Source organism: Kineosporia babensis (assembly GCF_021129305.1).
Classification (GTDB): domain Bacteria; phylum Actinomycetota; class Actinomycetes; order Actinomycetales; family Kineosporiaceae; genus Kineosporia; species Kineosporia babensis.
This window is the reverse complement of the sequence record NZ_JAJOMB010000015.1, coordinates 25,907-51,994: the sequence shown is the minus strand read 5'-3', so window position 1 is coordinate 51,994 and position 26,088 is coordinate 25,907. Positions and strand designations below refer to the sequence as shown.

Annotated in this window: 22 protein-coding genes; 15 read left to right on the top strand and 7 right to left on the bottom strand. The window is 68.9% G+C overall.

What is annotated here, in order from left to right:
• Positions 1-35 precede the first annotated feature (35 nt).
• Genes LR394_RS24925 through LR394_RS24915 form a run of 3 tightly spaced genes read left to right on the top strand, consistent with a single transcriptional unit; the run spans position 36 to position 4,274 of the window.
• Positions 36-2,045 (top strand): penicillin-binding transpeptidase domain-containing protein, encoded by a 2,010-nt coding sequence (locus LR394_RS24925; RefSeq protein WP_231446448.1) that lies wholly within the window; start codon positions 36-38, stop codon positions 2,043-2,045.
• A gap of 40 nt (positions 2,046-2,085) precedes the next feature.
• The gene (locus tag LR394_RS24920; protein WP_231446446.1) at positions 2,086-3,513 is read left to right on the top strand and encodes a glycosyltransferase family 87 protein; all 1,428 of its coding nucleotides are present in this window, start codon (positions 2,086-2,088) and stop codon (positions 3,511-3,513) included.
• A gap of 17 nt (positions 3,514-3,530) precedes the next feature.
• Positions 3,531-4,274, top strand: coding sequence for a M50 family metallopeptidase (locus LR394_RS24915; protein ID WP_231446444.1), 744 nt, complete (start codon positions 3,531-3,533; stop codon positions 4,272-4,274).
• 112 nt (positions 4,275-4,386) lie between these two features.
• Here the strand turns inward: LR394_RS24915 and LR394_RS24910 are convergent, their stop codons facing one another.
• Positions 4,387-4,836 (bottom strand): SRPBCC family protein, encoded by a 450-nt coding sequence (locus LR394_RS24910; protein WP_231446443.1) that lies wholly within the window; start codon positions 4,834-4,836, stop codon positions 4,387-4,389.
• Positions 4,837-5,015: 179 nt separating this feature from the next.
• Between LR394_RS24910 and LR394_RS24905 the strand changes: the two genes are divergently transcribed.
• The 4 genes from LR394_RS24905 to LR394_RS24890 all read left to right on the top strand — a co-directional run bounded on the left by LR394_RS24905 (position 5,016) and on the right by LR394_RS24890 (position 11,392).
• Positions 5,016-5,999, top strand: coding sequence for a ribose-phosphate diphosphokinase (locus LR394_RS24905; RefSeq protein WP_231446441.1), 984 nt, complete (start codon positions 5,016-5,018; stop codon positions 5,997-5,999).
• A gap of 157 nt (positions 6,000-6,156) precedes the next feature.
• Complete coding sequence (locus tag LR394_RS43175) at positions 6,157-8,493, top strand: FlgD immunoglobulin-like domain containing protein (protein WP_231446439.1); 2,337 nt, start codon at positions 6,157-6,159, stop codon at positions 8,491-8,493.
• 165 nt (positions 8,494-8,658) lie between these two features.
• Entirely contained in the window at positions 8,659-8,862 is a 204-nt protein-coding gene (locus LR394_RS24895; RefSeq protein WP_231446437.1) for a hypothetical protein, read from the top strand.
• A gap of 229 nt (positions 8,863-9,091) precedes the next feature.
• Positions 9,092-11,392: a hypothetical protein gene (locus tag LR394_RS24890; RefSeq protein WP_231446434.1), complete on the top strand. Its 2,301-nt coding sequence runs from the start codon at positions 9,092-9,094 to the stop codon at positions 11,390-11,392.
• A gap of 57 nt (positions 11,393-11,449) precedes the next feature.
• Here the strand turns inward: LR394_RS24890 and LR394_RS24885 are convergent, their stop codons facing one another.
• Positions 11,450-11,959, bottom strand: a complete 510-nt coding sequence (locus LR394_RS24885; protein WP_231446432.1) for a Rieske (2Fe-2S) protein — start codon at positions 11,957-11,959, stop codon at positions 11,450-11,452.
• A 97-nt stretch (positions 11,960-12,056) separates the two neighbouring features.
• On the opposite strand from LR394_RS24885, the gene hrpA reads away from it, so the two are divergent.
• Entirely contained in the window at positions 12,057-16,067 is a 4,011-nt protein-coding gene (hrpA, locus tag LR394_RS24880) for an ATP-dependent RNA helicase HrpA (protein WP_231446430.1), read from the top strand.
• Between the two features lie 3 nt (positions 16,068-16,070).
• Here hrpA and LR394_RS24875 read toward each other — a convergent pair whose 3' ends face one another.
• On the bottom strand, positions 16,071-16,589 hold the full coding sequence (locus LR394_RS24875) for a MarR family winged helix-turn-helix transcriptional regulator (RefSeq protein WP_231446428.1): 519 nt from the start codon (positions 16,587-16,589) through the stop codon (positions 16,071-16,073).
• 180 nt (positions 16,590-16,769) lie between these two features.
• Between LR394_RS24875 and LR394_RS24870 the strand changes: the two genes are divergently transcribed.
• The 5 genes from LR394_RS24870 (at position 16,770) to LR394_RS24850 (ending at position 21,348) form a co-directional block, all read left to right on the top strand.
• Positions 16,770-17,837 (top strand): 5'-3' exonuclease, encoded by a 1,068-nt coding sequence (locus tag LR394_RS24870; RefSeq protein ID WP_231446426.1) that lies wholly within the window; start codon positions 16,770-16,772, stop codon positions 17,835-17,837.
• 123 nt (positions 17,838-17,960) lie between these two features.
• Positions 17,961-18,677: a GntR family transcriptional regulator gene (locus LR394_RS24865; protein ID WP_231446424.1), complete on the top strand. Its 717-nt coding sequence runs from the start codon at positions 17,961-17,963 to the stop codon at positions 18,675-18,677.
• 78 nt (positions 18,678-18,755) lie between these two features.
• Positions 18,756-20,270, top strand: coding sequence for an NCS1 family nucleobase:cation symporter-1 (locus LR394_RS24860; RefSeq protein ID WP_231446423.1), 1,515 nt, complete (start codon positions 18,756-18,758; stop codon positions 20,268-20,270).
• Positions 20,271-20,272: 2 nt separating this feature from the next.
• Positions 20,273-21,001, top strand: coding sequence for an aspartate/glutamate racemase family protein (locus LR394_RS24855; RefSeq protein WP_231446422.1), 729 nt, complete (start codon positions 20,273-20,275; stop codon positions 20,999-21,001).
• Positions 21,002-21,147: 146 nt separating this feature from the next.
• Positions 21,148-21,348 carry a hypothetical protein gene (locus LR394_RS24850; RefSeq protein WP_231446421.1) on the top strand — a complete coding sequence of 67 codons (201 nt, stop codon included), beginning with the start codon at positions 21,148-21,150 and terminating at the stop codon, positions 21,346-21,348.
• Positions 21,349-21,659: 311 nt separating this feature from the next.
• Here LR394_RS24850 and LR394_RS24845 read toward each other — a convergent pair whose 3' ends face one another.
• The 4 genes from LR394_RS24845 to LR394_RS24830 all read right to left on the bottom strand — a co-directional run bounded on the left by LR394_RS24845 (position 21,660) and on the right by LR394_RS24830 (position 24,012).
• Positions 21,660-21,803: a hypothetical protein gene (locus LR394_RS24845; RefSeq protein ID WP_231446420.1), complete on the bottom strand. Its 144-nt coding sequence runs from the start codon at positions 21,801-21,803 to the stop codon at positions 21,660-21,662.
• Between the two features lie 103 nt (positions 21,804-21,906).
• The gene (locus LR394_RS24840) at positions 21,907-22,272 is read right to left on the bottom strand and encodes an ASCH domain-containing protein (protein WP_231446419.1); all 366 of its coding nucleotides are present in this window, start codon (positions 22,270-22,272) and stop codon (positions 21,907-21,909) included.
• 154 nt (positions 22,273-22,426) lie between these two features.
• A complete protein-coding gene (locus LR394_RS24835; protein WP_231446418.1) occupies positions 22,427-23,236 on the bottom strand; it encodes a phosphotransferase in 810 nt (269 codons plus the stop codon).
• A gap of 71 nt (positions 23,237-23,307) precedes the next feature.
• Positions 23,308-24,012 (bottom strand): GAP family protein, encoded by a 705-nt coding sequence (locus LR394_RS24830; RefSeq protein ID WP_231446416.1) that lies wholly within the window; start codon positions 24,010-24,012, stop codon positions 23,308-23,310.
• Positions 24,013-24,214: 202 nt separating this feature from the next.
• On the opposite strand from LR394_RS24830, the gene LR394_RS24825 reads away from it, so the two are divergent.
• Positions 24,215-25,429, top strand: a complete 1,215-nt coding sequence (locus tag LR394_RS24825) for a sensor histidine kinase (RefSeq protein ID WP_231446414.1) — start codon at positions 24,215-24,217, stop codon at positions 25,427-25,429.
• Positions 25,426-26,088 (top strand): response regulator, encoded by a 663-nt coding sequence (locus LR394_RS24820; RefSeq protein ID WP_231446412.1) that lies wholly within the window; start codon positions 25,426-25,428, stop codon positions 26,086-26,088. The genes LR394_RS24825 and LR394_RS24820 overlap by 4 nt, the downstream gene beginning before the upstream one ends.

Below are 26,088 nucleotides of genomic sequence, written 5' to 3'. Positions count from 1 at the left end.
CCGCAGGCCCGGCTTGACCGCTACCGTCGACGACCGTGAACCGTCGCGTGCTGATCTCCGTCCTGGTCGCCGTACTGGTCCTCGCCGGTGCCGGGGGTGCAGCCCTGTACCTGCTCAGAGGCAGCGATCAGAGCGGGGCGCAGGAGACCGCCGCGAGCGCCTTCGGCCGGGCCTGGACCGGTGGCAACCTGGCCACCCTGGCCTTCGCCCCGGGCGCCGAGGACCCGGCGGGATCGATCCAGAAGATCACCGCGGGCCTGACCGCGGAGAAGACCGACAAGCCGAGCGACGTGAGCCCGGGCACGGTGACCGAGTCCGACAGCGGCGAGACCGCGAGCGTGCCGCTGACCGTGACCTGGTCGCTGGCCAAGGACCAGGAATGGTCCTACGAGAGCACGCTGACGCTGGTCAAGCAGAACGACGCCTGGCTGCCGGAGTACAGCCCCGAGCTGGTGCACCCCGAGCTGACCGGCACGCTGGCCACCGCCACCCTGGACGCCAGCACGCTGCCGGGCCGCCGTGGGCAGATCGTCGGCGCGAACGACAAGGTGCTGGTCGAGGACCGCGAGGTCGTCACGGTGGGGATCCAGAAGTCCCGGGCCGACGACGTGAAGAAGACCGTCAACCAGGTCGCGAACATCGTCGAGGTGGACGGCGCCGCCCTGCTGAAGCGGGTCGAGGCGGCCGGCGGTGACGTGTTCGTCGAGGTGATCACGCTGCGCCGGGCCGCCTACGACAAGGTGGAGCCGAAGCTCAAGCCGATCCCCGGCACGGTGTTCCAGACCAAGGACCTCTCGCTGCCGCCGACCTCGGACTTCGCCCGGCCGTTGTTCGGCACGGTCGGCACGGCCACCGCGGACATCGTCGAGGAGTCCGGCGGCCGGGTGCAGGCGGGCGACGAGACCGGCCTGTCCGGCCTGCAGCGCACCTACGACGAGCAGCTGTCCGGCACTCCGGGCGTGGTGGTCACGGCCGCGGTGCCCGATCAGGAGGACAGCGAGAAGGAGCTGTTCCGGGCCGAGCCCAGCAACGGCGAGAACCTGCAGATCACCCTGGACGAGGACGTGCAGAAGGCCGCGGACAAGGCGCTCGGCTCGGCCAAGAAGCTGGCCGGGATGGTGGCGATCGACACCAAGACGGGCAACATCCTGGCGATCGCCAACGGCGGGCCCAACGGCAACAGCTACAACCGGGCGCTGCTCGGGCAGTACGCCCCCGGCTCCACCTTCAAGGTCGCCTCCACCTTCGGCCTGCTGGAGTTCGGCGGGATGACCGCGAACAAGACCGTGGCCTGCCCGGCCACGCTCGCGGTGGGCGGCAAGACGTTCAAGAACGCCGAGGACGAGGTGCTCGGCCGGACCAGCTTCGCCAACGACTTCGCGCACAGCTGCAACACCGCCTTCGTCGGCAGCGCCAAGCTGATCAGCCAGGAGGAGCTGGCCGAGGCGGCCAAGTCGCTCGGCTACGGCCAGCCCAACTCCACCGGGGTGACGGCCTACCTGGGTCAGGTGCCGACCGAGGGCGACACGGTCGAGCACGCCGCCTCGATGATCGGCCAGAGCAAGGTGCTGGCCAGCCCGCTGAACGTGGCCAGCGCCTCGGCGGCGGTCGCCGAGGGCACCTGGCACGCCCCCAAGCTGGTGCTCAACGGCAAGCCGAGCAGCGACGAGAAGAGCGAAGAGCCCACAACTGAGGACGGCGAGGTCGCCTCGAGCGCGGAACCCACCGACGAGGAGGCGGCTGAGGAAACCCTCGCCGAGGTGGAGCCGGTCAAGCTGAACGCCGACGCGGCCAAGACCCTGCGCTCGCTGATGCGCGGGGTAGTGACCAACGGCACGGCCACCGCACTGAAGGGCGTTCCGGGCGGCCCGGTCTCCGGCAAGACCGGCACGGCCGAGTACGGCAGCGACACGCCGCCGCGAACTCACGCGTGGTTCACCGGTTTCCAGGGCGACATCGCGTTCGCCGTGGTGGTCGAGGACGGTGGCTTCGGGGCGCAGACCGCAGTACCACTGGTGAAGAAGTTCCTGGCCGACCTGGCGTAGTGCTCGGCGCTCACATCCGGGGTCGGTAGAGTCCCCGCCGATGACCGCGACGACCAGCCGACTCTTCGACCGGAGCCTGCGGACCGGGCTGGTCCTGATGCTGCTGGCCGTCCTCGGCCTGGCGGTGGGCTGGGTGGCCAAGGCGCCGTGCATCGACACCTACCGCACGGCGGACGGCCAGATCGCCCTCGACTGGCGCGACGCCCGGCAGTACTCGCTGCACTGCTACTCCGACGCCATCCCGCTGTACGGCGTGGACCGGCTGCAGGACGGCACGCTGCCGTACAAGACCACCTGGACCGACACCGACGGCACGGTCCGGGCGATGGAGTACCCGGTGGTGACCGGCCTGCTCCAGTACGGCGTGATGAAGGTGACCAAGGCCTGGGTGAACCTCAGCGGCGCGGTCGGGCCCGAGGTGGTGCCGTACTTCGCGATCATGGCGATCGTCCTGGCGCTGGCCTGGCTGGCCGCGGTGGCGTGCACCATCCCGCTGGCCGTGCGGCACTGGCACGTGGCCCTGATGGCACTCTCGCCGCTGGTGTTTGTGCACGCCTTCACCAACTTCGACACCCTGGCGGTGGCCCTGGCCGCCGGGGGCATGCTGGCCTGGGCCCGTAACAAGCCCGTCCTGGCCGGGGTGCTGCTCGGGGTAGGGGCGGCGGCCAAGCTGTACCCGCTGTTCATCCTCGGGCCGCTGCTGATCCTGTGCTGGCGGGCCGGGGTGATGCGGCCCTGGTGGAAGGCCACGCTGACCGCGGGCGCCGCCTGGGTGGCCTGCAACGCCCCGTTCGCGCTGCTCTTCCCGCGCGGCTGGTACGAGTTCTTCCGGCTGAACTCGGTACGCCCGGCCGACCACGACTCGATCTACAACGCGCTGACCACCTTCACCTCCTGGCCGGGCTTCGACGTCCCGCTGTACGCCGGGGAGTCACCGGAGAAGCTCAATCTCTTCACCCTGGTCGCGTTCCTGGCCCTGTGCCTGCTGATCGGGCTGATCGGGCTGACCGCGCCGCGCCGGCCCCGGGTGGCCTCGCTGGCCTTCCTGGTGATCGCCGCGTTCCTGCTGACCAACAAGGTCTGGAGCCCGCAGTACTCGCTGTGGCTGGTGCCGCTGGCGGTGCTGGCCCTGCCCCGGGTGTTCCCGCTGCTGGTCTGGATGGGCGTGGACGCCTACCTCTGGTACCCGCGGCTGGGGTACTTCCTGGGCCTGCAGGACCCGGCCCGGGGCAACTCCCCCGAGCAGTTCCTGACCGTGGTGCTGCTGCGTGACCTGCTGGTGGTGATCCTCTGCGGGATGATCATCCACACCATCTACCGACCCGGCTCCGACCCGGTCCGCCGCCTCGGCGTGGACGATCCGGCCGCCGGGCCGATCGCCGGCCGCCTCGAGGACCACCGGCTGCGCCTGCCCGGGAAGCGCGGCCGGTCCCAGGCCGGCGACCCGCTGACGACCGCTCAGCCATGACCCCTACCCTTGGCGAAATGTCATCGGCCACGAGCTCCACCCTGGATTGGGACAACCTCTCCTGGGACTCCCTGGGCGACGAGCGTCTCCTGGTGATCGTCCTGATGGTCGCCGCGGTCGTACTGACCGGTGAGCGCACCACCTGGCGGGTGCTGCGCAACGTGGTCACGATCGCGCACGAGGGCGGGCACGCGGTGGCCGCCCTGGTGATGGGCCGCGAGCTGGCCGGGATCAAGCTGCACTCGGACACCTCCGGGGTCACGCTCTCCCGGGGCAAGCCGCGCGGGCCCGGCATGATCTTCACCGCGCTGGCCGGATACCCCGCTCCCTCACTGCTCGGGGTGGGCCTGGCCGCGCTGGTCGGCCTGGACCGGATCCAGTGGCTGCTGTGGATCGTGGTGGCGCTGCTGGCGATCCTGCTCACCCAGATCCGCAACGCCTTCGGCCTGCTCACTGTGGTCGCCACCGGCGCCGCCGCAGTGGCGGTGATCATCTGGGGCAACGAGCGCACCACCCTGGGCTTCGCCTGCGCGGTGACCTGGCTGCTGCTGATCGGGGGTTTGCGCGCGGTGATCGAGCTGCAGCGCTCGCGCCGGGCCCAGGGCAGCGGTTCCCGGGGTGGCCCGCCGGTGACCTCGGACGCCGACCAGCTGGCCTGGCTGAGTCACATCCCGGGGCTGTTCTGGGTGGTGGTCTTCTTCGCCGTCTCCCTGGTCTCGATCGTGGCCGGCGGCTGGCTGATGCTCAGCTGGAACCCGTGACCCTGACCGAGCCGAGCCCGTAAGCGCAGCGTGCCCACAACGTCCGTAAGCAAAAACAGGTACCCCCGACCGAGTGATGCGACCCGGTCGGGGGCGAGTGTGCGTAGTAGATCTACAGGCAGGTACGGGCGAAGTCGTCCAGCCGGTGCTCCCACTTCTCCTGCATCGCCCGCCGCATGGCCGGGGGAAGGCCCTCGTGCCACAACCGCAGCCTCGTACCCCCGGCGACCGGGGTCAGGTCCAGCTCCACCAGACTGCTCTCGTCCTGCGCGCCGTCCTGCCAGGACAGCCGCAACTGCTCCAGGGGGTGGAAACTACGCACGACGCCGGCATCGCCTTCGTCACTGATGTAAGTCTCGCCACGTCCGGCGAGAACCGCGCCGTGTCCCAGCCACACCGACGTACCCTCCGGGCTGACCAGAACCTGCCAGACGTGACCGGCAGTACCCGGTACCACCCGGCGGACGTAGACCAGACGCTCGGTGGCCACAGCAGCATCGTCGTCGACCAGTGCGGGAGGCAGCCCGGCCTCGATCCGGCCCAATTGCACGTACGTGGACATATTGCCCCCTCGGTCAGCAGCCTCACCGATTCAGCACCCCCTCCCCGAGTCGGAGGGGCCGGTTTCGGTCGTCGTCGATACACCGTCGGCGGGAAGGCTGGGTGCTTGAATCCCCCAAAAGCCTGTCTCATGAAAAGTCTGGGAACATGGCGGCACGACCCCTGTGAGAGGTACCGCTGGTGAACACTGTTTCTATCCAAAGCCGGAAGACCCTGCAGGTCTTCTCCGGCCGGGCATACCCCGAACTGGCCGAGGAGATCGTCAAGTACCTTGACGTGAGCCTCACCCCCCAGTCGGCCTACGAGTTCGCCAACGGCGAGATCTTCGTGCGGTTCGAGGAGTCGGTGCGCGGGGCGGACGCCTTCGTCGTCCAGTCCTGCGGCGCCGGCATCAACACCTGGGTGATGGAGACGCTGATCATGATCGACGCGCTCAAGCGCGCGTCGGCCGACCGGATCACCGTCGTCCTGCCCTTCTACCCCTACGCCCGGCAGGACAAGAAGCACCGGGGCCGCGAGCCGATCTCGGCCCGGCTGATCTCCGACCTGCTGCACACCGCGGGTGCCGACCGGCTGATGACGGTCGACCTGCACACCGACCAGACCCAGGGCTTCTTCGACGGCCCGGTCGACCACCTGTTCGCGATGCGCCTGCTCGGCGACCACATCGCCGGCAAGTACAAGGGCGAGCAGATCACCGTGGTGGCGCCGGACTCCGGCCGGGTCCGGGTGGCCGAGCGCTGGGCCGACCTGCTGGGCGGGGCGCCGCTGGCGTTCATCCACAAGACCCGCGACCCGAAGGTGGCCAACACCGTGGTCACCAACCGGGTGGTCGGTGACGTCGAGGGCCGCACCTGTGTGCTGGTCGACGACATGATCGACACCGGGGGCACGATCACCAAGGCCGCCACCAAGCTGTTCGAGGCGGGCGCCAAGGACGTGATCATCGCCAGCACCCACGGCATCCTGTCCGACCCGGCCACCGAGCGACTGCGCGACTGCGGCGCCACCGAGATCGTGCTGACCAACACGCTGCCGATCCCGGCCGATCGGCTGCTGCCGAACATGACGGTGCTCTCGATCGCCCCGCTGATCGCCAAGGCGATCCACGAGGTCTTCGAGGACGGCTCGGTCACCTCGCTGTTCAGCGCGGACGAGGCGTAGTCCGCAGAGCAGTGCTTCAGGGCTTAGGGACGGTGTCCGTCCCGGTGCGTCGTCGCCGTCTCGGGGGTCTCGTCCCCCGAGACGGCGACGTGCACGCTCCCGCTGAGGCTCGGCAGACTCCTGGCGTCTTCGTCTGCTGCGCGCTCGGGGGATCGCGGTGCCTTACTACACACGCTCATTTCTGGCCGGGACGGCCACTTTTGCCCTGATTCTCGGCGGTGTGGGAACGGCCCAAGCCGACACCGAGGTCCCGGCGCACATCGAGGCCACCGGCGTAACTCTGCTCGGGGCCTCACCCAGCGGAGTGGCCGTACAGCAGGACGCGGCCGCCGGCGGGCAGTCGGTCGTTCACACCGGAGCCTGGGGAAGCACGCTCACCGCTCGTCCGCAGATCCCTGGCGCTCTGGGTTCTCGCGAGCGGTTCATTTCCGGTGAAGTCACCGGCGACCAACTGTCCTGGGGCATCGCCAGCTCCGGGTCGGCCAGCTCCAGCACCCTGCTGCACCGCACCGACCTGCTCACCGGCCGAACCACGGTCGACGGCCGGGCCTCCGGGACGGATTTCAGTCTCCTGGGCGCCACGGCGTGGGTAGCCTCGCCCGATCCGTTCAGCACCTATCCCCTGCCCTCCCCGGCGCTGCAGGTGCTCCCAGTGCCGACTGCCCCGGGCAAGGACAGCTCCGCCTGGACTGGAAAGACCAGCCTCTACGCTCCTACGCCGATGGCCTCCATGGCGGGTTGGGACGCCGACGCGACCACGGCCGTCGCAGCCGTCCGTAACTACCTCCCGGGCGACAAGTCGTTCAGCCCGACCGGCGACCTCCAGCTACTCCAGATCCCGCTCAGCATCGGGCTCCCCTCCACATTGCTGACCGGGGGTAAGACGGGCCTGGTCGATCTGGCGCTCGGTTCCCGCACCGTCGCCTGGGCCACCAAAGACGCAGCCGGCACCACCACAGTCTCTTCCATGCCGCGAACCGGTGGAACCGCGGCCTCCCGGGTGGAGAGCGACGCGAAGGCGATGCTGGACGAACTGGTGGTGGCCGACAACGGAACGGTGGGCTATCTGGTCCCGGCCGAGGGCAATTCCGTGTCGTTGCGGATGGTCAGCGGTAACTCGGCCACCGACGTGCAGCTCCCGGTGGGCAGTTCCGGTCTGGCGGCGGTGGGCAACGACTTCGTCACGGCGACCGGTCTGGGCAGCGCGCCGGGGGTCTACCGCATCGCCCCGGGCGGCGCGCCCGTTCCGGCGGCGTCGATCCCGGTGGCCGAGTTCCCGATGAACGCATGGAGTCTGAACTCGGGCAAGATCTACTACGCCGACCGCTCGCAAGGGTCGGGCCGAAGCCTTGCTCTCTGGGCCCGACCGGTCTCCGCGCAGGCCCAGCTCGGTGACGAGAGTCTGCTGGACACCCCGGCCGGCGGCCTGCCCGACGCCGAGAATGCGCTTCCCATCTCGTTCTCCGGCGCCCGAGGGCTGGTCGCAAGCAACCGGTACAACCTGCAGTGGGATCTGCTGGACCGAGACCGGCGCACAACGAGCCTGGAGCAGAGCCCGGTACGCCGTAAGAACCGCAGCGTCCTGGTCGATCCCGATCCGCAGGTCTCCGGGCCCTACGCGCTGCTGGCCGGCCAGGTGTTCCGGGCGAACGGCGAACTGCTGCAGACCCTTCCGGCCGCGGCCCGGCTCGCCGAGCAGGACGACCTGTTCGGTTCCCAGGTGCTGTACGGCACCACAGCGAAGAAACGCGCTCAGGTCTGGCTGTCCAACTCCGAGAACCGCAAGCAGCGCAAGCTGTTCGAGCAGACCTGTGCTCGGGCTCCGGAGGTCTCTCTGTGGGGACGAAAAGCCGCCTGGACCAACTGCAGCCGCACGCAGGCGTCCGTACGTGATCTGGTGACCGGAAAGACCCGCTCGGTCGCCACCGGAAAGGCGACCACGAACCTGACTCTCGGCGAAGGAGCTCTGGCCTGGACCAACTCGGGCCGGGCGGCCGTGCTCGACCTGTCGTCAGCCACCAGCACCCCGACCACGCTGCCGGGCACGACCCGTTCTCTGGTACTGGATTCGGGGCTCGTGGGCCGTTCACTGGCCGGCCCCGCAAACCTCGATCTCGCCGTCTCGGCGCTGCCTTTCGAGGTCGTCTCGCACCCGCGGCTCACCGGCCGGATCAGCATGCTGGGCTTCACCCCGAACGGTGACGGCAAACGCGACACCTGGGCCCCGCAGTTCGACACCACCGAACCCCTGGCCGAGGCCACGCTGCAGATCGTTTCCGAGCGATCGGGCAACGCGATCCGGACGCTGCGCACCACCGACACGGCCGACGGCGGCATCCGCGACCTGGTCTGGGACGGCAAGAGCAGTTCGGGCGACAAGGCCGCGGTCGGTTACTACCGCTGGAACCTCACTGCCCGCTCGGCCTCCGGTGCAGCACTCACCACGGCCACGGACGGCAAGAAGATCTCCGGGCGGATCGAACTCGGCCGTTGAGTCCCCTGAGAAGGGGACGTGCGTGAGAATTCTTGAACCGGCATGCTCTTCACCGTCATCGCCGCGCGTTCGGGGAAGTCGGACCACGTCACTTCCCGTGTGCAGGCACCGGTCCTCTCACCGGTACCCAGGCTGATTCCACCACCTCTACGGGGATTTCTTTTCATGCCCACGTCATTCCTGCGCAGCAGGCCCGTCTCCACCCGTCCGGTCTCCCGCCCCCGCCGGGCTCTGCAACTCCTGATCGCCCTGGCCCTGCTGCCGGCCACCACGCTCGGCCCCAACGCTCTGCAGGCTCAGGACCTCGGCGAGCCGATCCGCATCTTCGACCTGAGTCTGGCCCGCTGGGCGGCGCTGCTGCCCGGCTGAGTCCGCCCCACAGACGGTGGGCCCGGCCGACCAGGGGGGACGGCCGGGCCCACCATCAGGTTGCGGTAACCGCGCGGACCGGGTTGCGGTACGGGCAAATCCCCCGTGGGGCAACAGATGCGGCGGGTCCAGGGCAAGGCCGGGCGCCGCCCCGGTCTGAGCTGACGTCCACCGAATATGGGCCGGTGAGGTGCGTGCATCCGTCCTGATCGCGGAGCACCATTCCCAGGTGTCCGGATCCCAGGCGCAAGACGCTCAGACGACTCCGCGGCCCAGCGTGGTTGTCCGCCCCCGCAGCGCGCCCGACCTCGAGGTCCGCCTGGACACCGACCTGGAGGTCGTTCACACCACTCCGCCAGGCGAACCCCCTACCCCCGAGAAAAGCCCGCGCGGGTACCCGTTCCGCTACATCCACCTCTTCCCTGCCACGCTGGCCCTGTCGCTGATCCTCACCGGAGCGGTCAATGCCCCCGGGAGCGCCGACGAACCCGTCCGTACCCGCGCCGAAGCCCTGGCTGCGCGCACGGTGCAGCCCGAGGCCACCCTCAAGATGCTGGGGCACCCGGCCCCTACTGCGACGCGGCTGATCGGGGCGTCGGAGGACGGGATAGCGGTGTGGCAGGCATCCGCCGAAGGATCAGACTCTCCGCCCGTCGTCTACACCGGAGCGCTGACCGGTCCGGACGGTTCGATGAAGCTGACGGAGCGGCCCGGGGCGGGGGTACCCACGCGCGACGGCTCGCTGGTCCGGCTGAGCGTGGCCGGAGGGCTGCTGACCTGGTACGAGCTCGGCGGCGGGCGTAGGGGTAATACCTACCCCCAGGAGAACCGGCTGGATCTGGCCACCGGTGAAGACGTGACCAAGAGCGATGCACGCTCCCTGGCGGTGCGGGAGAAGCCTCGGGGCGGCGAGGCGACCACGCCGTACACGCAGCTCGGCCCCGACGGGAAGATCGCCGCCGGAGGCGCGGGGAAATGGTTGCAGTTCGGTGATCGGGCCGGCCGGATCGTGCGCTACCGAGGACGCTGGGTCCTGGAGCACCGGACGAGCGGCATCAAGAAGGTCGTTCGGGTGGTCCTGCCCAAGGGGGTGACCGCCGGCTCCGGGCTGGACATGGTCAGCGACCGCTTCTACACGGCCGCCAGCGGACGTCACCCGGCGGTGGTGCTGATCCAGGGCCGGTCGGTGACGAAAATCGCCCAGATCCCGCCCGCGCGTTATCCCCTCACCTCCTGGGCCCTGTCGGCCGGTGCTCTGCACTACACCGACCGCTCCGCCGCTCGTCCGCAGGCGGCCGCGGTCTACGGCAATCTGCTCGACGCCGAGCCGGACCCGATCGCGCTGGGCACGAAGACCCGGCTGCGGCAACTGGCGGGCTTCCCGTCCAAAAGCACTTCTGCTGTCCCGATCTCGTACTCGGCCGGCCGCGGCGTCCTGCAGAACCCCGGCACCGCCACGCAGTGGCAGCTGATCGATCAGGGCCGCACCACTGCCGTGGTCGCCCAGCGCTTCGTGCAGGTTCCCGGCCAGGGCCGCGCCCGGGTCACCGACGTGGAGCCGCTGGTCTCCGGGGCGTACACCCTGGTGGCGGGGCAGGTGTTCCGGCCGGACGGGGAACTGGTCTGGACCGAGCCGGCCGCGGCCGCGCTCGGCGGGGACGACGACCTGTTCGGGCCCGACATCGTCTATTCGGTGCCGGAGGGCGGGACCGACGAGAGCGGCGCCGACCTGGCCGGGGTGTGGTCGGTCAACGCCGATCGCCCGCTGCCGGTCCGTCTCGACACCAGCAAGTGCCCGAAGGCGCCGCAGGTGGCGATCTGGGCCGGTACCGCCGCCTGGACCAGCTGTGACGGTGGCCGGATCTCGGTGCAGAACCTGCGCACCGGACAGATCCGCGACGTGGACACCGGCCTGGGCCTGATCATCGGCTCGGATCCACAGCCGATCACCGGCCTGACCCTGCGGGAGAACGTGCTGGCCTGGCGGGACGGCGAGGCGTTGAGCCTGATCGATCTCTCGGCTCCGGGCTCTACCCCCGTCGTGCTGCCCGGCGCCACCACTCGCTTCGCCCTGGACGGCAATCTTGTGGCCCGGGAGGTGCGGGGGGTCTTCGGTAGCGAGGTGTTGCTGCAGCGGCTGCCGTTCGCGGTGGACTTACGCCCCCGTCTGATCGCGCCGGCCGCTCCCCTGGGTTTCACTCCGGACGGGGACGGCAAGTACGACCTGTGGCAGCCGCAGTTCGACGTGACGCGTCCGATCCGCGACGCCACGCTGCGAATTGTGGGCCCCGCCGGACGGGTGGTGCGCACCATCAAGGTCACTGCGCCCGACGGCTCCCGGACGATAAGCGACGGGAGCCTGCGCGGTGTGGTCTGGGACGGCCGTTCCGGCGGGGGTACCCGCCTGGCCCAGGGGCAGTACACCTGGGAGCTGACGGCCCGGGCGGTGGACGGCGCCGGCACTCTGATCTCCCCCACCGAGCCGACCCGCGCCCGGGGGACGATCGAGCTCACCCGCCAGGCCCGGTAAGTCGTTTGACTTGCCGGGCCCGGCGCCTGGATCCTGCGACGATGAGCAGGGAATGGGTCAGGACGTGACGATGTTCCCGTTCTCGACCGAGACCTCGACCGGGGTCAGCCCCTGGCCGTCCGCCGGACCTGAGACGAAAGCGCCCGTGTCCTTCTCGAAGATCGAATTGTGCAGCGGGCAGACGAGCTGGTCACCCTGGACCTGGACGGTCGCGCCCTGGTGCGGGCAGACCGCGGAGAAGGCCACCGGCTGTTCGGCGGCCGGCATCGCCACGATGATCGGGTCACCGTCCAGCTCGAACCCGGCGGCCTCACCCTCGGCGATGTCGGACACGGCGGCGATGGTCTGGCCACCGGCCGAGCCGCCGGAGCTGCCCGAGCTCTCGGGGGCACTGGTGCCGGTACCCGTGGAGGCCTCGTCGTCGCTGCCACCGCCGCAGGCGGCCAGGCCCGCGGCCCCCAGCAGGGTGAGGGAGCAGACGGTCATCGCCCGGCGGCGGCTGAAGCCGGTGGACGCGGCTTCGGCGGCGGGCTGCTTCTCTCCGGTGCTGCGGAGGGTTGCAGTCATGGTAGATCCTCCCAAGAGGTCGTTGAAGATGAAAATAGTAATGACAAGGCCACCCGGCCACGCAAGTTTTCCCTGTGGTGTCTAGGATTTCGCGCAGATGAGCACACAAACCTGGGTTTCAGCTGTAAACCAGCTGCGGACCGACCTGAATCTGGTATCCCTGAGCGACGAGCGCCGGCTGGGCCGGCGGCTCGACTCGGTGTTGCACTCCCGACGGCGCACCGAGGAGGAGAAGAGCACCGAACTCGCGCAGATCGAGCGGGAGATCGCTGCCGCCAAGGCTCGGGTGGAGCACCGCCGGGCCTCGGTCCCGGCCGTCAGCTACCCCGAGCAGCTACCGGTCAGCCAGCGCCGGGACGACCTGCTCAAGGCGATCGCCGAGAACCAGGTGGTGATCGTCGCCGGGGAAACCGGCTCGGGCAAGACCACCCAGCTGCCCAAGATCTGCCTGGAGCTGGGCCGCGGGGTGCGCGGGATGATCGGGCACACCCAGCCGCGGCGGCTGGCCGCCCGTTCGGTCTCCGAGCGGATCGCCGAGGAACTCGGTGGCGAGGTCGGCGAAACCATCGGCTACACCGTCCGTTTCACCGACCAGGCGAGCGAGGCGACGCTGGTCAAGCTGATGACCGACGGCATCCTGCTGGCCGAGATGCAGCGCGACCGGCTGCTCTCGCGCTACGACACGATCATCATCGACGAGGCGCACGAGCGCAGCCTCAACATCGACTTCCTGCTCGGCTACCTCAAGCAACTGCTGCCCCGGCGGCCGGATCTCAAGATCGTGATCACCTCGGCCACGATCGATCCACAGGCCTTCTCCCGGCATTTCGACGACGCCCCGATCATCGAGGTCTCCGGCCGGACCTATCCGGTCGAGGTCCGCTACCGCCCGCTGGTGCTGTCCGAGGAAACCGATGAGGAAGGTGTCACCACCGAGGTCACCCGCGACCCGCTCGAGGCGGTGATCGAGGCGGTCGACGAGCTCGAGGCCGAGGGCCCGGGCGACGTGCTCGTGTTCTTCAGCGGTGAGCGCGAGATCCGTGACGCGGCAGAGGCTCTCAACCGGCACGTGGGCGCGAACACCGAAGTGGTGCCGCTGTACGCCCGGCTCAGCGCGGCCGAGCAGCACAAGGTCTTCGCACCGCACACCGGCCGGCGGATCGTGCTGGCCACCAACGTGGCCGAGACCTCGCTCACGGTGCCGGGAATCAGGTACGTGATCGACCCGGGCACGGCCCGGATCAGCCGGTACAGCTTCCGGACCAAGGTGCAGCGGCTGCCGATCGAGCCGGTCTCGCAGGCCTCGGCGAACCAGCGCAAGGGCCGGTGCGGCCGGCTTTCGGACGGCATCTGCATCCGGCTGTACAGCGAGGACGACTTCGAGAACCGGCCGCAGTTCACCGATCCGGAGATCCTGCGGACCAACCTGGCCGCGGTCATCCTGCAGATGACGTCGCTGAACCTGGGCGACGTGGCGAAGTTCCCGTTCCTCGACCCGCCGGACCCGCGCCAGATCAAGGACGGCGTGGCCCTGTTGCACGAGCTCGGGGCCATAGACCCGGAACAGACGGAGGAACGCAAACGGCTGACCGGGATGGGCCGAACGCTGGCCCAGCTCCCGGTGGACCCGCGGCTGGCCCGGATGCTGGTCGAGGCCGACCGTAACGGTTGCCTGGCCGACGTGCTGGTGATCGTATCGGCGCTGTCGATCCAGGACCCGCGCGAGCGGCCGACCGACAAGCAGGCCCAGGCCGACCAGTCGCACGCCCGGTTCAAGGACCAGCGCTCGGACTTCCTGAGCTACGTGAACCTGTGGAACTACGTGGGCGGCAAGCAGAAGGAGTACGGCTCCGGGCGCTTCCGGCGGATGTGCCGCGACGAGTTCCTGCACAGCCAGCGCATCCGGGAGTGGCAGGACCTGCACGGTCAGCTGCGGCAGGTGCTGCGCAGCGCGGGAATTCGGGTGGCCGGTGGGCGGGCCACGTCCAGCTTCGATCCCGAAGCAGTGGATGTGGAAGAGATTGAGGATGTCCTGGAGCCGGTTTCCGACTCCCAGGCGGAGAAGGTTCATCTCTCGTTGCTTGCCGGGCTGCTTTCCCAGGTCGGGCTGAAAGAGGCCGAGACCCGGGAGTATCTGGGTGCGCGCAGCGCCAAGTTCGCCATCCAGCCCGGGTCGGCGCTGTTCCGCAGCACCCCGCGCTGGGTGATGGTCGGTGAACTGGTCGAGACCTCCCGCCTGTGGGGCCGCACCGCCGCCCGGATCGACCCGTTGTGGATCGAGCGACTGGGTGGGCACCTGGTCAAGCGGCACTACAGCGAGCCGCGCTGGGAGAAGAAACGCGGCTCGGTGGTGGCCACCGAAAGGGTCACGCTGTACGGCATTCCGGTGGTGGTCGGGCGCACGGTGGGCTACGGCCGGATCGATCCGGAGCTGTCCCGCGAGCTGTTCATCCGGCACGCCCTGGTCGAGGGTGAGTGGCGGACCAGCCATGCGTTCTTCCACGAGAACCGCAAGCTGCTGGGCGATGTGGAGTCGCTGGAGGAGAAGGTGCGCCGCCGCGACATCGTGGTGGACGACGAGATCCTGTTCGACTTCTACGACCAGCGGGTCCCGGCCGACGTGGTCTCGGTGGCGCACTTCGACTCGTGGTGGAAGAAGGCCCGCCGCGAGCGCCCCGACCAGCTCAGCTTCTGGACGTCCATGTTGTTCGCACCCGAGGCCCCCAAGGTCTCGGCCGAGGACTACCCGGCCACCTGGCGGGCCGGCGGGCTCGACCTGAAGGTGACGTACCAGTTCGAGCCCGGTACCGCGGCCGACGGGGTCACCGTGCACCTGCCATTGGCGGCCCTGAACCAGGTGCGCGAGCAGGACTTCGAGTGGCAGATCCCGGGTCTGCGGCAGGAACTGGTCACCGAGCTGATCCGGTCGCTGCCCAAGCCGCTGCGCAAGAGCCTGACCCCGGCCCCGGATCGGGCCAAGGGGGTGCTGGAGCGGCTGGCCGACACCGAACCTGGCTCCGAGCCGCTGTTCCCGGCCCTGGAGGACGAGCTGTACGAGCTCACCGGGGTGGACATCCCGGAGGGCTCGTGGGACCTGGCCAAGGTGCCCGATCACCTGAAGGTCACCTTCCGGGTGCACGACGAGAAGGGGGCCCGGCTGGGTGAGGACAAGAGCCTGGCCAAGCTGCGCGAGAAGCTCCGGCCCAAGCTGCGCCAGGAGATCTCCTCCGCGGTCGCGCAGACCGAGTCCAAGGGCCTGAAGACCTGGACGGTCGGGACGATCCCGCGCCACGTCGAGCACAAGTCGGCCGGGCTCACCGTGCAGGGGTATCCGGCGCTGGTGGACCGGGGCGAGGCGGTCGACGTGAAGGTGCTGGAGGACCAGGGCGATCAGCGGCGCTCGATGAAGGCCGGCACCCGCCGGCTGATCATGCTGAACATCGCCTCGCCGGCCAAGCCGGTGCTGGCCCGGCTGAGCAACCGGCAGAAGCTGGCGCTGGCCCAGGCCCCGCACAAGACCCCGTCCGACCTGTTCGACGACTGCCTGGGCGCGGCGATCGACAATCTGGTGGACCAGGCGGGCGGCCCGGCCTGGGACCAGGCCGGGTTCGAGCGGCTGCTGCTGGAGGTGCGGCAGGAGGTGCACCCCGAGGTGACCACCGTGCTCGCCACCACCGCGACGATCCTCGGCCTGGCCCGGGAGATCGAGCTGGCGCTGAAGTCGACGTCCAGCCCGGCCCTGCTGCCGGGGCTGACCGACCTGCGCTCACAGCTGGCCGCTCTGGTCTTCCCCGGATTCGTCACCGCAACCGGCGCGACCAAACTGGCGGACCTCGTCCGTTATCTGCAGGCCATGCAGCGCCGGCTGGAGAAGCTGCCCGAACGTCACCAGCGCGACCGCGGTTTCCAGGAACAGGTGCTGGCGCTGCGCTCGGAGTTCCAGGAGACGGTGGCCCAGCTACCCCCGTCCCGGCGGCGCGAGGACGACGTGATCGGCGTGCGCTGGATGCTGGAGGAGCTGCGGGTGAGCCTGTTCGGCTCCGGGCTGAAGACCGCCTACCCGGTGTCGGAGCAGCGGGTCCGGAAGGCGATCAGCGACCTGCGCTGAGGTTCAGCCCTCGCCGCCGCCCGAGCTACCGGAGTTGTTCAGCGGCGGCGGGGGCACCAGCGTGCCGTCCGGGTCGAGCTTGCCCAGGATGGCCGTGGAGATCTCGTTCAGCTGCTGCACCTGCTCGGTGCTGAGCGCGTCGAAGACGAACCGCTGGACCGCCTCCACGTGCCCCGGCGCCATCCCGACCAGGGCGTTCATCCCCTCGTCGGTGAGCTGCGCGACCTGGCCGCGGCCGTCCTCGGCGGCCCGGAAGCGGCGCACGTAGCCGCGGTTCTCCAGCCGGCTGATGGTGTGCGAGAGCCGGCTGGGCGAACTGCTGGAACGGGCGGCCAGCTCGCTCATCCGCAGCTTGCGGTCCGGCGCCTCGGACAGCATCGCCAGGGCGAAGTAGGCGAAGTGGGTGAGCGAGGCGTCGTGCTGCAGTTGGGCGTCGAGAGATGCCGGTAGCAGGGTGAAGACCGCGGCCAACTTTCGCCAGGCCTTCTGTTCCTCGTCGCTCAGCCACCGCGGTTCGCTCACCGGCACACTGTATCCAGGCTCTTTGGGATTCTGCGGGATCGGACGCTCCGGCCGTTCCTCCCGCAGCCCGGGCGGACAGGGTGATCCGGCTCACTCGATCGAGGCAGGTCGAACACTCGTTCGAGATTTTCCGGGCCAGGAGCGTGCGCCGACGCGATCGTCTGAGGCATCCTGGGGCACGTGCCCGTTCCCCTGCTGCTGGCTGTCGACGGCAACAGCCTCCTGCACCGCGCTCACCACGCGATGTCCCAGGGTGACCTGCGCGATCCCGACGGGGCCCCGGTCTGGGCGCTCAAGGGGCTGATCAGCTTCCTGGCCACGGCCGCCGCCCGCCTGCGGCCGGATGCCCTGGTGGTGGGCTTCGACTGCGCCGCCGGGGAGTCGGTGCGGCGCGGGGACTACGACGGGTACAAGGCGCACCGGCCGGAGAAGTCCGAGGACCTGTGCCTCCAGCTCGATGCCGCCCCCGGTTTTCTCGCCGCTGCCGGGATCACCGTGGTGGTGCCGAAGGGCTACGAGGCCGACGACGTGATGGCCTCCTCAGCGCGCGCCGCCCGCCGGCACGGCTACCGCTCCACCGTCGTCACCAGCGACCGCGACATGTTCGCCCTGGTCGACGACAACACCTCGGTGCTGCGGGTGATGAACGGCGGGATCGACGGATCGCCGCTGATCGACCCGTCGGGGTTGCAGGCCCAGTACGGGGTACGTCCCGATCAGTACAAGGACTTCGCCGCGCTGCGGGGGGACGCCTCGGACAACCTGCCGGGGGCCTTCGGAGTGGGGCCCAAGCGCGCGGCCAGGTTGCTCACCGAGTTCGACACGGTTGAGAACGTCTACCTGGTGCTCGACAACGGCCGGGAAGAAGACATTGCTGCGCTGATCGGCCCGGCCGCCACCGCTGCGCTGGCCGGCCAGGAGGCCCGGGACAACGTGGCCCGCAACCAGCACCTGATGGAGATGCGGCGTGACCTGCGCATTCCCAAGGTCGCCACGATGACGCTGCCGCTGGATCCGGCCCGCCTGCAAGAAACGCTGCGGGCCCGTGACATCCGGCTCGGCGCCTCGCTGTGGGCGCTGACCGGTGGGGATCCGCCTTCCTGGTACGGCGAGCGGGTCTACGGGCAGGGACCGCGCTCCCGTCCGGAGAACAAGGACAGGGTGATCACGCTCCCCCGGCCCACGATCAGCCGGGCTGCCCGTAATGCGGCCGAGCTGGCTGACGCGGGGCAGATGTCTTTGTTCTAAGAGTTAATCAGGGACGTTGTGGGCACCTGCGCATGCGGTGGCCACGAACGTCCGTTGGTCTCCTTTATTAACTGCTCGTTGCACGCCCGCTGCACCACCCACCTCCTCCGGTAGCTTGCCCCGATGAGCCAGGGACGGCGTTCGGTTCTACTCGACCAACTCGAACCACGCCGGAACGGCAGCCCACAGCAGGTCATTCTTGACGAGCTCCGGCGGGCGATCCTGGAGGGAGGGGCGCCACCTGGTACCCCCATTCCGCTGGCCGAGGTAGCGGCGTTGTTCGGGGTAAGTCCGATCCCGGTGCGGGAGGCGCTGAAGACGCTGGTGGGCGAGAACCTAGTGGCGCACCGGCCGAACGCGGGCTACGTGGTGGCTCAGTTGACCCGGCGGGAACTGGCCGAGATCTACCTCGTGCGCGGAGTGCTGGAGTCCGCGGCCCTGCGCGCCGCCGTAGAAATGGCTACCCCGACCGACATCGCCGTGGCTGCCGAGGCTCATGCCGCTCTGGAGGCGCTGCAGACCGATTGGGATCCACGCAGCTACCACCGCGAGAGCCGGCACTTCCACCTGGCGCTGATCACGCCCTGCCGGATGCACCGCCTGCAGCGCATGTTCGAGTCCGCCTGGAACGTGACCGAGCCGTTCCAGCCGATGCGCTGGCTGCCTGATGCCGAACGGTCCAAGCTGCACCGCGAGCACACCGCGATGCTGGCGGCGTTCATCGCCCGGGACACGAATGCCCTGCTGGAGGTGGCCGCGCAGCATCACGAACGGCTGGAGGAAGTGATCGCGCGGCTGCCCTCACGCGCAGGTCTCCTGGCCGACCAGGAAGATATATGAGTGCTGACATCAGGTAGCAACAAAGCAGACCTAGCGTCATAAGAGCCCCTGATCCCCCTCTGACCTGGGAGCAAGCTCATGGCCGAAGACGTCGCTCATCATCTGACCCCCGAGCATCCAGCCGGGGTACCGGTGATCAAGGCGGGGTACGACCCACGTCTCACCAACGACGATCTGGCGCCCCTGGCCGAGCAGAAATGGGGCACGTACAACATCTTCGCGTTCTGGATGTCGGACGTGCACAGCGTCGGCGGTTACGTCACCGCCGGAAGTCTTTTCGCCCTGGGGCTGACATCCTGGCAGGTGCTCGTCTCCCTGGTGGTGGGCATCGTCATCGTCCAGTTCTTCTGCAACCTGGTGGCAAAACCCAGCCAGGTCGCCGGAGTTCCGTACCCCGTGATCTGCCGCGCCCCGTTCGGCGTCCGGGGCGCCAACATCCCGGCCATCATCCGTGGGGCGATTGCCGTTGCCTGGTATGGCATTCAGACCTACCTCGCCTCAGCCGCCCTCGACATCGTGCTGGTCCGGCTCTTCGACGGCCTGGCCCCCTACGCGGACGCGGGGCAGTACGGGTTCCTCGGCCTGTCCTACCTGGGCTGGGGCACGTACGCGTTGCTCTGGGTGCTGCAGGCGGCGGTGTTCTGGATGGGCATGGAGAGCATCCGCCGGTTCATCGACTTCTGCGGCCCGGCCGTCTACGTGGTCATGTTCCTGCTCTGCGGCTATCTGCTGTGGAAGTCCGAATGGCACGTCTCACTGAACCTCTCCTCGGAGAACCTGACCGGCTGGAGCGTGGTCACCACCATGCTCTCGGCGATCGCGCTGGTGGTCTCCTACTTCTCCGGGCCGATGCTGAACTTCGGCGACTTCTCGCGTTACGGGCGCAGTTTCGATGCGGTCAAGCGCGGCAACTTCCTCGGCCTGCCGGTCAACTTCCTGGTGTTCTCGCTGCTGACCGTGCTCACCGCGGCGGCCACCCTGCCGGTGTTCGGCGAGCTGATCACCGACCCGGTGGAGACCGTCTCGCGGATCGACAACACCTTCGCCATCGTCCTGGGCGCCCTGACCTTCACCACCGCGACGATCGGGATCAACATCGTCGCCAACTTCATCTCCCCGGCCTTCGACTTCTCCAACGTGAACCCGCAGAAGATCAGCTGGCGGGCCGGCGGGATGATCGCCGCGGTCGGATCGGTGCTGCTGACCCCGTGGAACTGGTACGACAACGCCGACGCGATCCAGTACACGCTGGGGGTGCTCGGCGCGCTGATCGGGCCGCTGTTCGGGGTGCTGATCGCCGACTACTACCTGGTGCGGCGTGAGCACGTGGTGGTCGACGACCTGTTCACCATGTCCCCGGACGGAAAGTACTGGTACGTCGGGGGCTACAACCCGGACGCGGTGCTCGCCACGGCCATCGCCGGCGCGTTCTCGATCGCCTCGGTGGTGATCCCCTCGGTCACCGGATCGGGTGGCTGGGTGAGCGACTTCAGCTGGTTCATCGGCTGCGCGCTCGGTTTCGTGGCGTACTTCGGGCTGGCCGGACGGCCCGGATCGGCCACCCAGCAGGCGCTCGCCGGGGCGGATCACTGAGCATGCTGATCCGGGTGATCAACCCGAACACCACCGCCTCGATGACCGAACTGATCGGCCGGAGCGCCCGTGCGGTGGCGCATCCCGGCACGGTCGTCGAGGCGGTGAACCCGCAGTGCGGTCCGGTCTCGATCGAGAGTCACTACGACGAGGCGCTCGCGGTGCCCGGGCTGCTGGCGGAAATCCGACGCGGCGAGCAGGACGGTGTTTCGGCCTACGTGGTGGCCTGTTTCGGTGACCCCGGCCTGGACGCCGCCCGTGAGCTCGCACGCGGGCCGGTGATCGGGATCGCCGAGGCAGGGATGCATGCGGCGGCGTTTCTGGGGCGCGGTTTCAGTGTGGTGACCACGCTGGAACGAACCACCGGACGGGCCTGGGACCTGGCGCGGGCGTACGGCTTCGGCGAGCGCTGTCTGGGCGTGTACAGCTGTGACATCCCGGTGCTGGCGCTGGAGACCGACCCGCAGGCCCGGGCGGTGGTCACCGAGCAGTGCCGGCGGGCTTTGGAGCGGGACGGCTCGGATGCGGTGGTGCTGGGCTGCGCGGGGATGGCGGACCTTTGTGCGGTAATTGAGGACGCTCTCGGCTCACCGATCGTGGACGGGGTGGCCGCCGCCACGGTGTTCGCCGAGTCCCTGGTGCGGCTGGGACTGGCCACCGGAAAACACAGCGAGTTCGCCCGGCCACCGGCGAAGCCCTACACCGGGGTCTTGAGCGCCTGGGGGCTGTAGAGCTGAGCCCACCTCATTGCCTCTGAGCTCGCACTGCCTGCCCCCGAGCCCGCCTGATCACGCCTGATCACGCCTGGGCCCGCCGGCCGAGGTGGGGTAGGCGGGGCTGAGATGAGCATGCAGGTGGGCCCCGTAGGGTTGGGCCCGTGGAATTCGCTCTTCTGATCGTGCTCGCCGTGGCGGCCATCGTCGTGATGATCCTGGTGCTGCGCATCGTCATCGCGGCCTATCAGCAGTCCCGCCGGGGCGAGGTGCCCACCGAGCAGCAGCGCACCCAGATCATGGTCCTCGGCGGCATCGGCCTGGCGCTGGCCCTGCTCTCGTTGCTGGTGCCCGCCCTGTTCTGAGCGAGCTGGTTCGTCAGCCGTCCAGCTTCCGAGCCATCCGGACCCAAGCAGTCCCGGTCTTCCAACTGGCCCTGGCTCCAACTGGCCCTGGCTCCAAGCGGCCCAAGCCATAAGCCGTCCAACCCTAAGCCGCCCTGGCCCCAAGCCGTCCTGACCCCAAGCCGTCCAGGCTCCAAGCCATCCAACCCCAAGCCGCCCTGGCCCCAAGCCGTCCTGACCCCAAGCCGTCCAGGCTCCAAGCCGTCCAACCACAAGCGGGCCAGGCTCCAAGCTGTCCTGACCCCAAGCTGCCTGGGCTCCAAGACGTCCGGTCAGCGCAGGCGGTGGGCCACCAGCACCCCGCTGACCAGGAGCAGCACGATCGCCGCCGGATAGATGCTGCCCGAGAACGCCAGACCCGCCGCAATCAGCAGCGCCACCGCACAGATCAGCCACACCCACGCCGTCGGCTTCATCGCAGACCCCTCCCGCACGCTCCGTCCCCGCAGCAGCACACTACGTCGGCGAGATCCTTTTGCCCAGATTCTTCCGGGCCATCGATGTCAGCGGCCGCCCTCCTCAGCCGTTGGCCAGCCGGAACGAGGTGCAGGAGATCAGGGTCTCGCCGGTGATCACCAGGCCATAGGACTCCCAGAACCTCCGATGAGCCACGGCCCAGGCGGCGTGGTCGGCGAAGCCCTCCCCCTCGGATCGCGCGAACTCGTCGGTGACCTGGTCGAACGGCACCACCTCGAACCCGGTGATCACGATCCGCCCCACCTCGGCCAGATCGTCGTCCACCAGCACCATCACTTCGCCCGGCTGCTCGATCGCCTCGCCGTCCTCCTCGTAGTCCGAGAACAAGCCCGCCGTAGCCCGCTTGGTCCCGGCCAGCACCAGCCCGTTCAGCTCGGCCCGCATCTCCCCCGGGCTACCCAGTTCCATAGCGCGTAGCCCATCCACTCGCGGCCAGCCCATCGCTTCCTCCTCATCGACGCGGTCACCCCAAGGGCCGACCTGTTCACCGCATCCTGCCCGTGGGCCGGAGCAGGCAGAGCACCGGGTGCCCCGGATCGAGCACCGCGGTCTGGTTCTCCTCCTATTCTCGGCCGCCGGCGGTGAGCGCGACATCGTCCGGCAGGCCTGCAATCCAGTCCTTTTCGGCCTTCAGCCGTGCTTCTCCCTCCGGTGTGGCCCAGCGAGCAGCGAAGGCTTCTTCTCCGGCTGCCACCCGGCCCCGGACGAACCGTTCTCCGACCTCGGCACGTTGAGCGGCGACGCGGGGAAAGGCCAGCCGGTCCTCGTGCGAAAGTCCGTAGGCATCCAGGAAAACGTGTAGCCGTCGGCGCATCTCGGCCATACCCAGAGGTGGGACGGACGGGTCGTGACGGCTGGGATGAGTGAAGGGGACACACAGGCGGGCGGTGCTGACCACGTCCCAGACTGCTCGCCCCGGCGCAGCGAATTCCCAGTCCAGCACCGCAATCGCAGCGCCGTCGCGGGCCACGATGTTCTCGGGGCAGATGTCGGCGTGGATGATCAGGGGACCACCTTCAGGGTCGGTCAGTTCCGAGGCCCAGACGCTGCCCAGAGGGGGCTGCCATCCTTCCAGCGCCTGGTGTATCCGACGCAGCAGCCGGCCTAGCGAAATCAGGTAGAAGTCCTCGAACGACCAGGCCGGGAAGGGTGGAATGGCCACGTCACCGGCCAACCAGCCAAGGACCTCGCGGCCTTGCTCGTCTTGGCCGAGGGGTACCGGGGCAACGCCGGGCGCGACCTGGGCCAGGTGCTCGAGGAGTGCGTGGGTGGCCGGGGTGTGCGGACGCCAGGGTCTGCGCACGGTGTCGCCGACGCGGAACACCTTGCCCGCGTTGCCGACCGATCCCGCCAGAGGCACTTCGTCTGTCATGCGTTCCCTTTCTCCGGCCGTCCAGAACAGCTGATTGACGTCTTTCTTGCCGTACGTGCCCAGGCAGGGCGCTACTCCATCAGCGCATCGAACAGGTCGGTGGTGGTGAAGAGAAGGACTCCCGCGATGGCGATGATCCAGGCGGTGTCCTCACGTTCGGTGCGCTGGATCCAGGCGTTGATCCGGACCAGCAGAGGCTGCAGGAGGTGCCCGGCAAAGCGGCGGCCGATGGTGAGCACAGCCGCGGGCAGAACCATCAGCAGGCAGTACAGAGCCAGCGAGAACGCGTTGCCCAGCCAGGTGTTGCCCGAGCCGTCCAAGCGGTCGACTGCGATCAGGTACGGGAACATCATGACGCTCTCGAGCAGCACCGCGACAACCCCGATCAGCAGCACCCCACGCCAGGACGCCTCCGGGCCCACCACCTTGTCCCGCCAGCCCAGAAGACGGCTCTCGCCCGCGGGTTTCAGCCGCTGCCACAGGCCGTAGCCAGCCGCGAACAGCACCAGGCCGATGGCCAGCCCAGTGATCGCGAGGTCGCCCGGGCCGGACTGGGCAACCTCGGCCGCGGTGGTGCGGAACGTGCTCAGGCCGGCGATCAGCAGCAGGCCGAGCAGCAGATAGCCCGCTGCCACCACGAGCAGATAGCGGAACACATTGCCGTAGCGCAGCGGGCCCTCGCCCAGCAGGAAGAGCACCGGCACCAGCAGCGTGGCCACGCTCACCGAATCGAGCAACGCCAGCGGCATGATCTCGCCAAGAACCCCCGGATTCATGGGAACACCGTAGCCGGGGGCACCGACAGAACTCACCTTCCGGGAAGGGTGCGTAAGATGGCGGTACGAGATCGCTCTGACCGCAGACTTTTTCAGCACCGAACGATGGCACGGACGATCTGCGGCGCGGTACCGCGAGATGGGTTCTGACCTGGAAGTTCTGGTAGCTCCAACGGACGATCACGCTGGGTGGGCGGGGACAGTGACAGTTCGGAAGATCCTCGGGTGGGGCCGGCGGACGATCGAGCTGGGCAGGCAGCGGGTGTCGCCGAACGCTCGGGCCCGGTTGGTGGATCTGGCGCTGGCGGCCGGCACGACCGGGATCGAAATTGGTCTTCTGTCAGACAGTTTTGGTGCACCGGAAGCACCGCACCCGAGCATCACGGTGGCCTTGAGCGTCTGCGCCGGGATGCTGATCTTGCTGCATCGCCGCTGCCCCCTGAGTGTTCTCACATCGATTCTGCTGATCGAGGCCGTCCTGGCGGCGATCGGGGCCTACCCCGGCGGGGCGCCTGCGGTCGTGGCGATCGGACTGGTCGGGCTGCGGGAAGAACGACGTCGATCGGTGCCGGCAGTGGTGGTGACCGCGATCGTGCTGCAGGTCAGCTCGATCAGCGCAGTGCCGGTGCCCATCCTGGCCTGGGCAGCGGGTGTTTACGTCCAGACCCGGCTGCGCTACGTCTCGGCCTTGTCCGAGCGGGCCGAGCAGCTGGAACGCGAGCGCGAGCAGCGGGATCTGATCGCCGCTCAGGCCGAACGTACGGCGATAGCCCGCGAGCTGCACGACATCGTCGCTCATTCGGTCACCGTGATGCTGCTGGGGGTTCGAGGTGCCCGTGACTCGGTGCGCAGCAACCCTGATCTGGCGGAAGAAGCGCTGCGCCGGGTGGAGAAGAGCGGCGAGGAGAGCATGGCCGAACTACGGCGCATGCTGCACGTGCTGCGCGAGCCGGACGCCGCCTCGACGCAACAGGCGACCGGCAGACCATCGAGCACCATCGATCTGGCTCCCGCGCCGACCGCATCGCGGATCCCCGATCTGGTTCAGCAGCACCGCCAGGCCGGGATGCCGGTCACTCTGCAGCTGACCGGCATCACGCGCGAAGCCCCGCCGGGCATTGAGCTCACTGCGTATCGCATCGTTCAGGAAGGCCTGACCAACGTGCTCAAACACGCTCAGGACCCGAGCCGGGTGAGGGTCGAGCTGAACTATCAGGGCGAGCAGCTTCACGTCATGGTCGAGGACGATGGAAGAACCGCCGCCAGCATCGTCAGCAACGGCCACGGGCTGCGCGGCCTGCGCGAACGCGTGTCCGCAACCCATGGTGAGCTGATGGTCGAGAACCCAGCCACCCCGTCCCCCATTGGTTTTCGCCTGACTGCCCACCTCCCCCTGCCGAAGGACGAAACCCCGTGACCATCCGTCTCCTGCTCGCCGACGACCAGGAACTCGTCCGGATAGGACTACGCCTGGTCCTGGCCGCCTTCGACGACCTCGAGGTGGTGGCCGAGGCCGCCGACGGCACCGCAGCACTCGAGGAAACCGAGCGGCACCGACCCGACGTGGTCCTGATGGATCTGCGCATGCCCCGGACCGACGGCATCACCGCAACCGCTGCGATCACCGAAAAGTACCCGAGCACACGAGTTCTCGTGCTTACGACATTCGAGGAGGACGAGTACGTCTTCGGGGCTGTCCGGGCGGGGGCCGCGGGTTTCCTGCTCAAGGACGCCTCCCGCGAGAAACTGCTCGAGGCGATCCGGGTGGTGCATTCCGGCGACTCGCTGCTCTCCCCCTCGGTGACCCGTCGGCTGGTCGAGACTTTCGCGCGACGCGGCGTCTCCAGTGCTCCCAGCGCGGCCGCCGGGAAGCTCACCGCCCGCGAGCGCGAGACGCTGATCCTGCTGGCCAGGGGCTTGTCGAACGCGGAGATCGGGGCGCAACTGCACGTCGCCGAGACCACGGTGAAGAGCCACGTCAGCAGCCTCCTGCTGAAACTCGGCCTGCGGGACCGGGTGCAGGCGGTGGTGTTCGCCTACGAGAACGCTCTGGTGGTCGCCGGGCAAAACGACTGA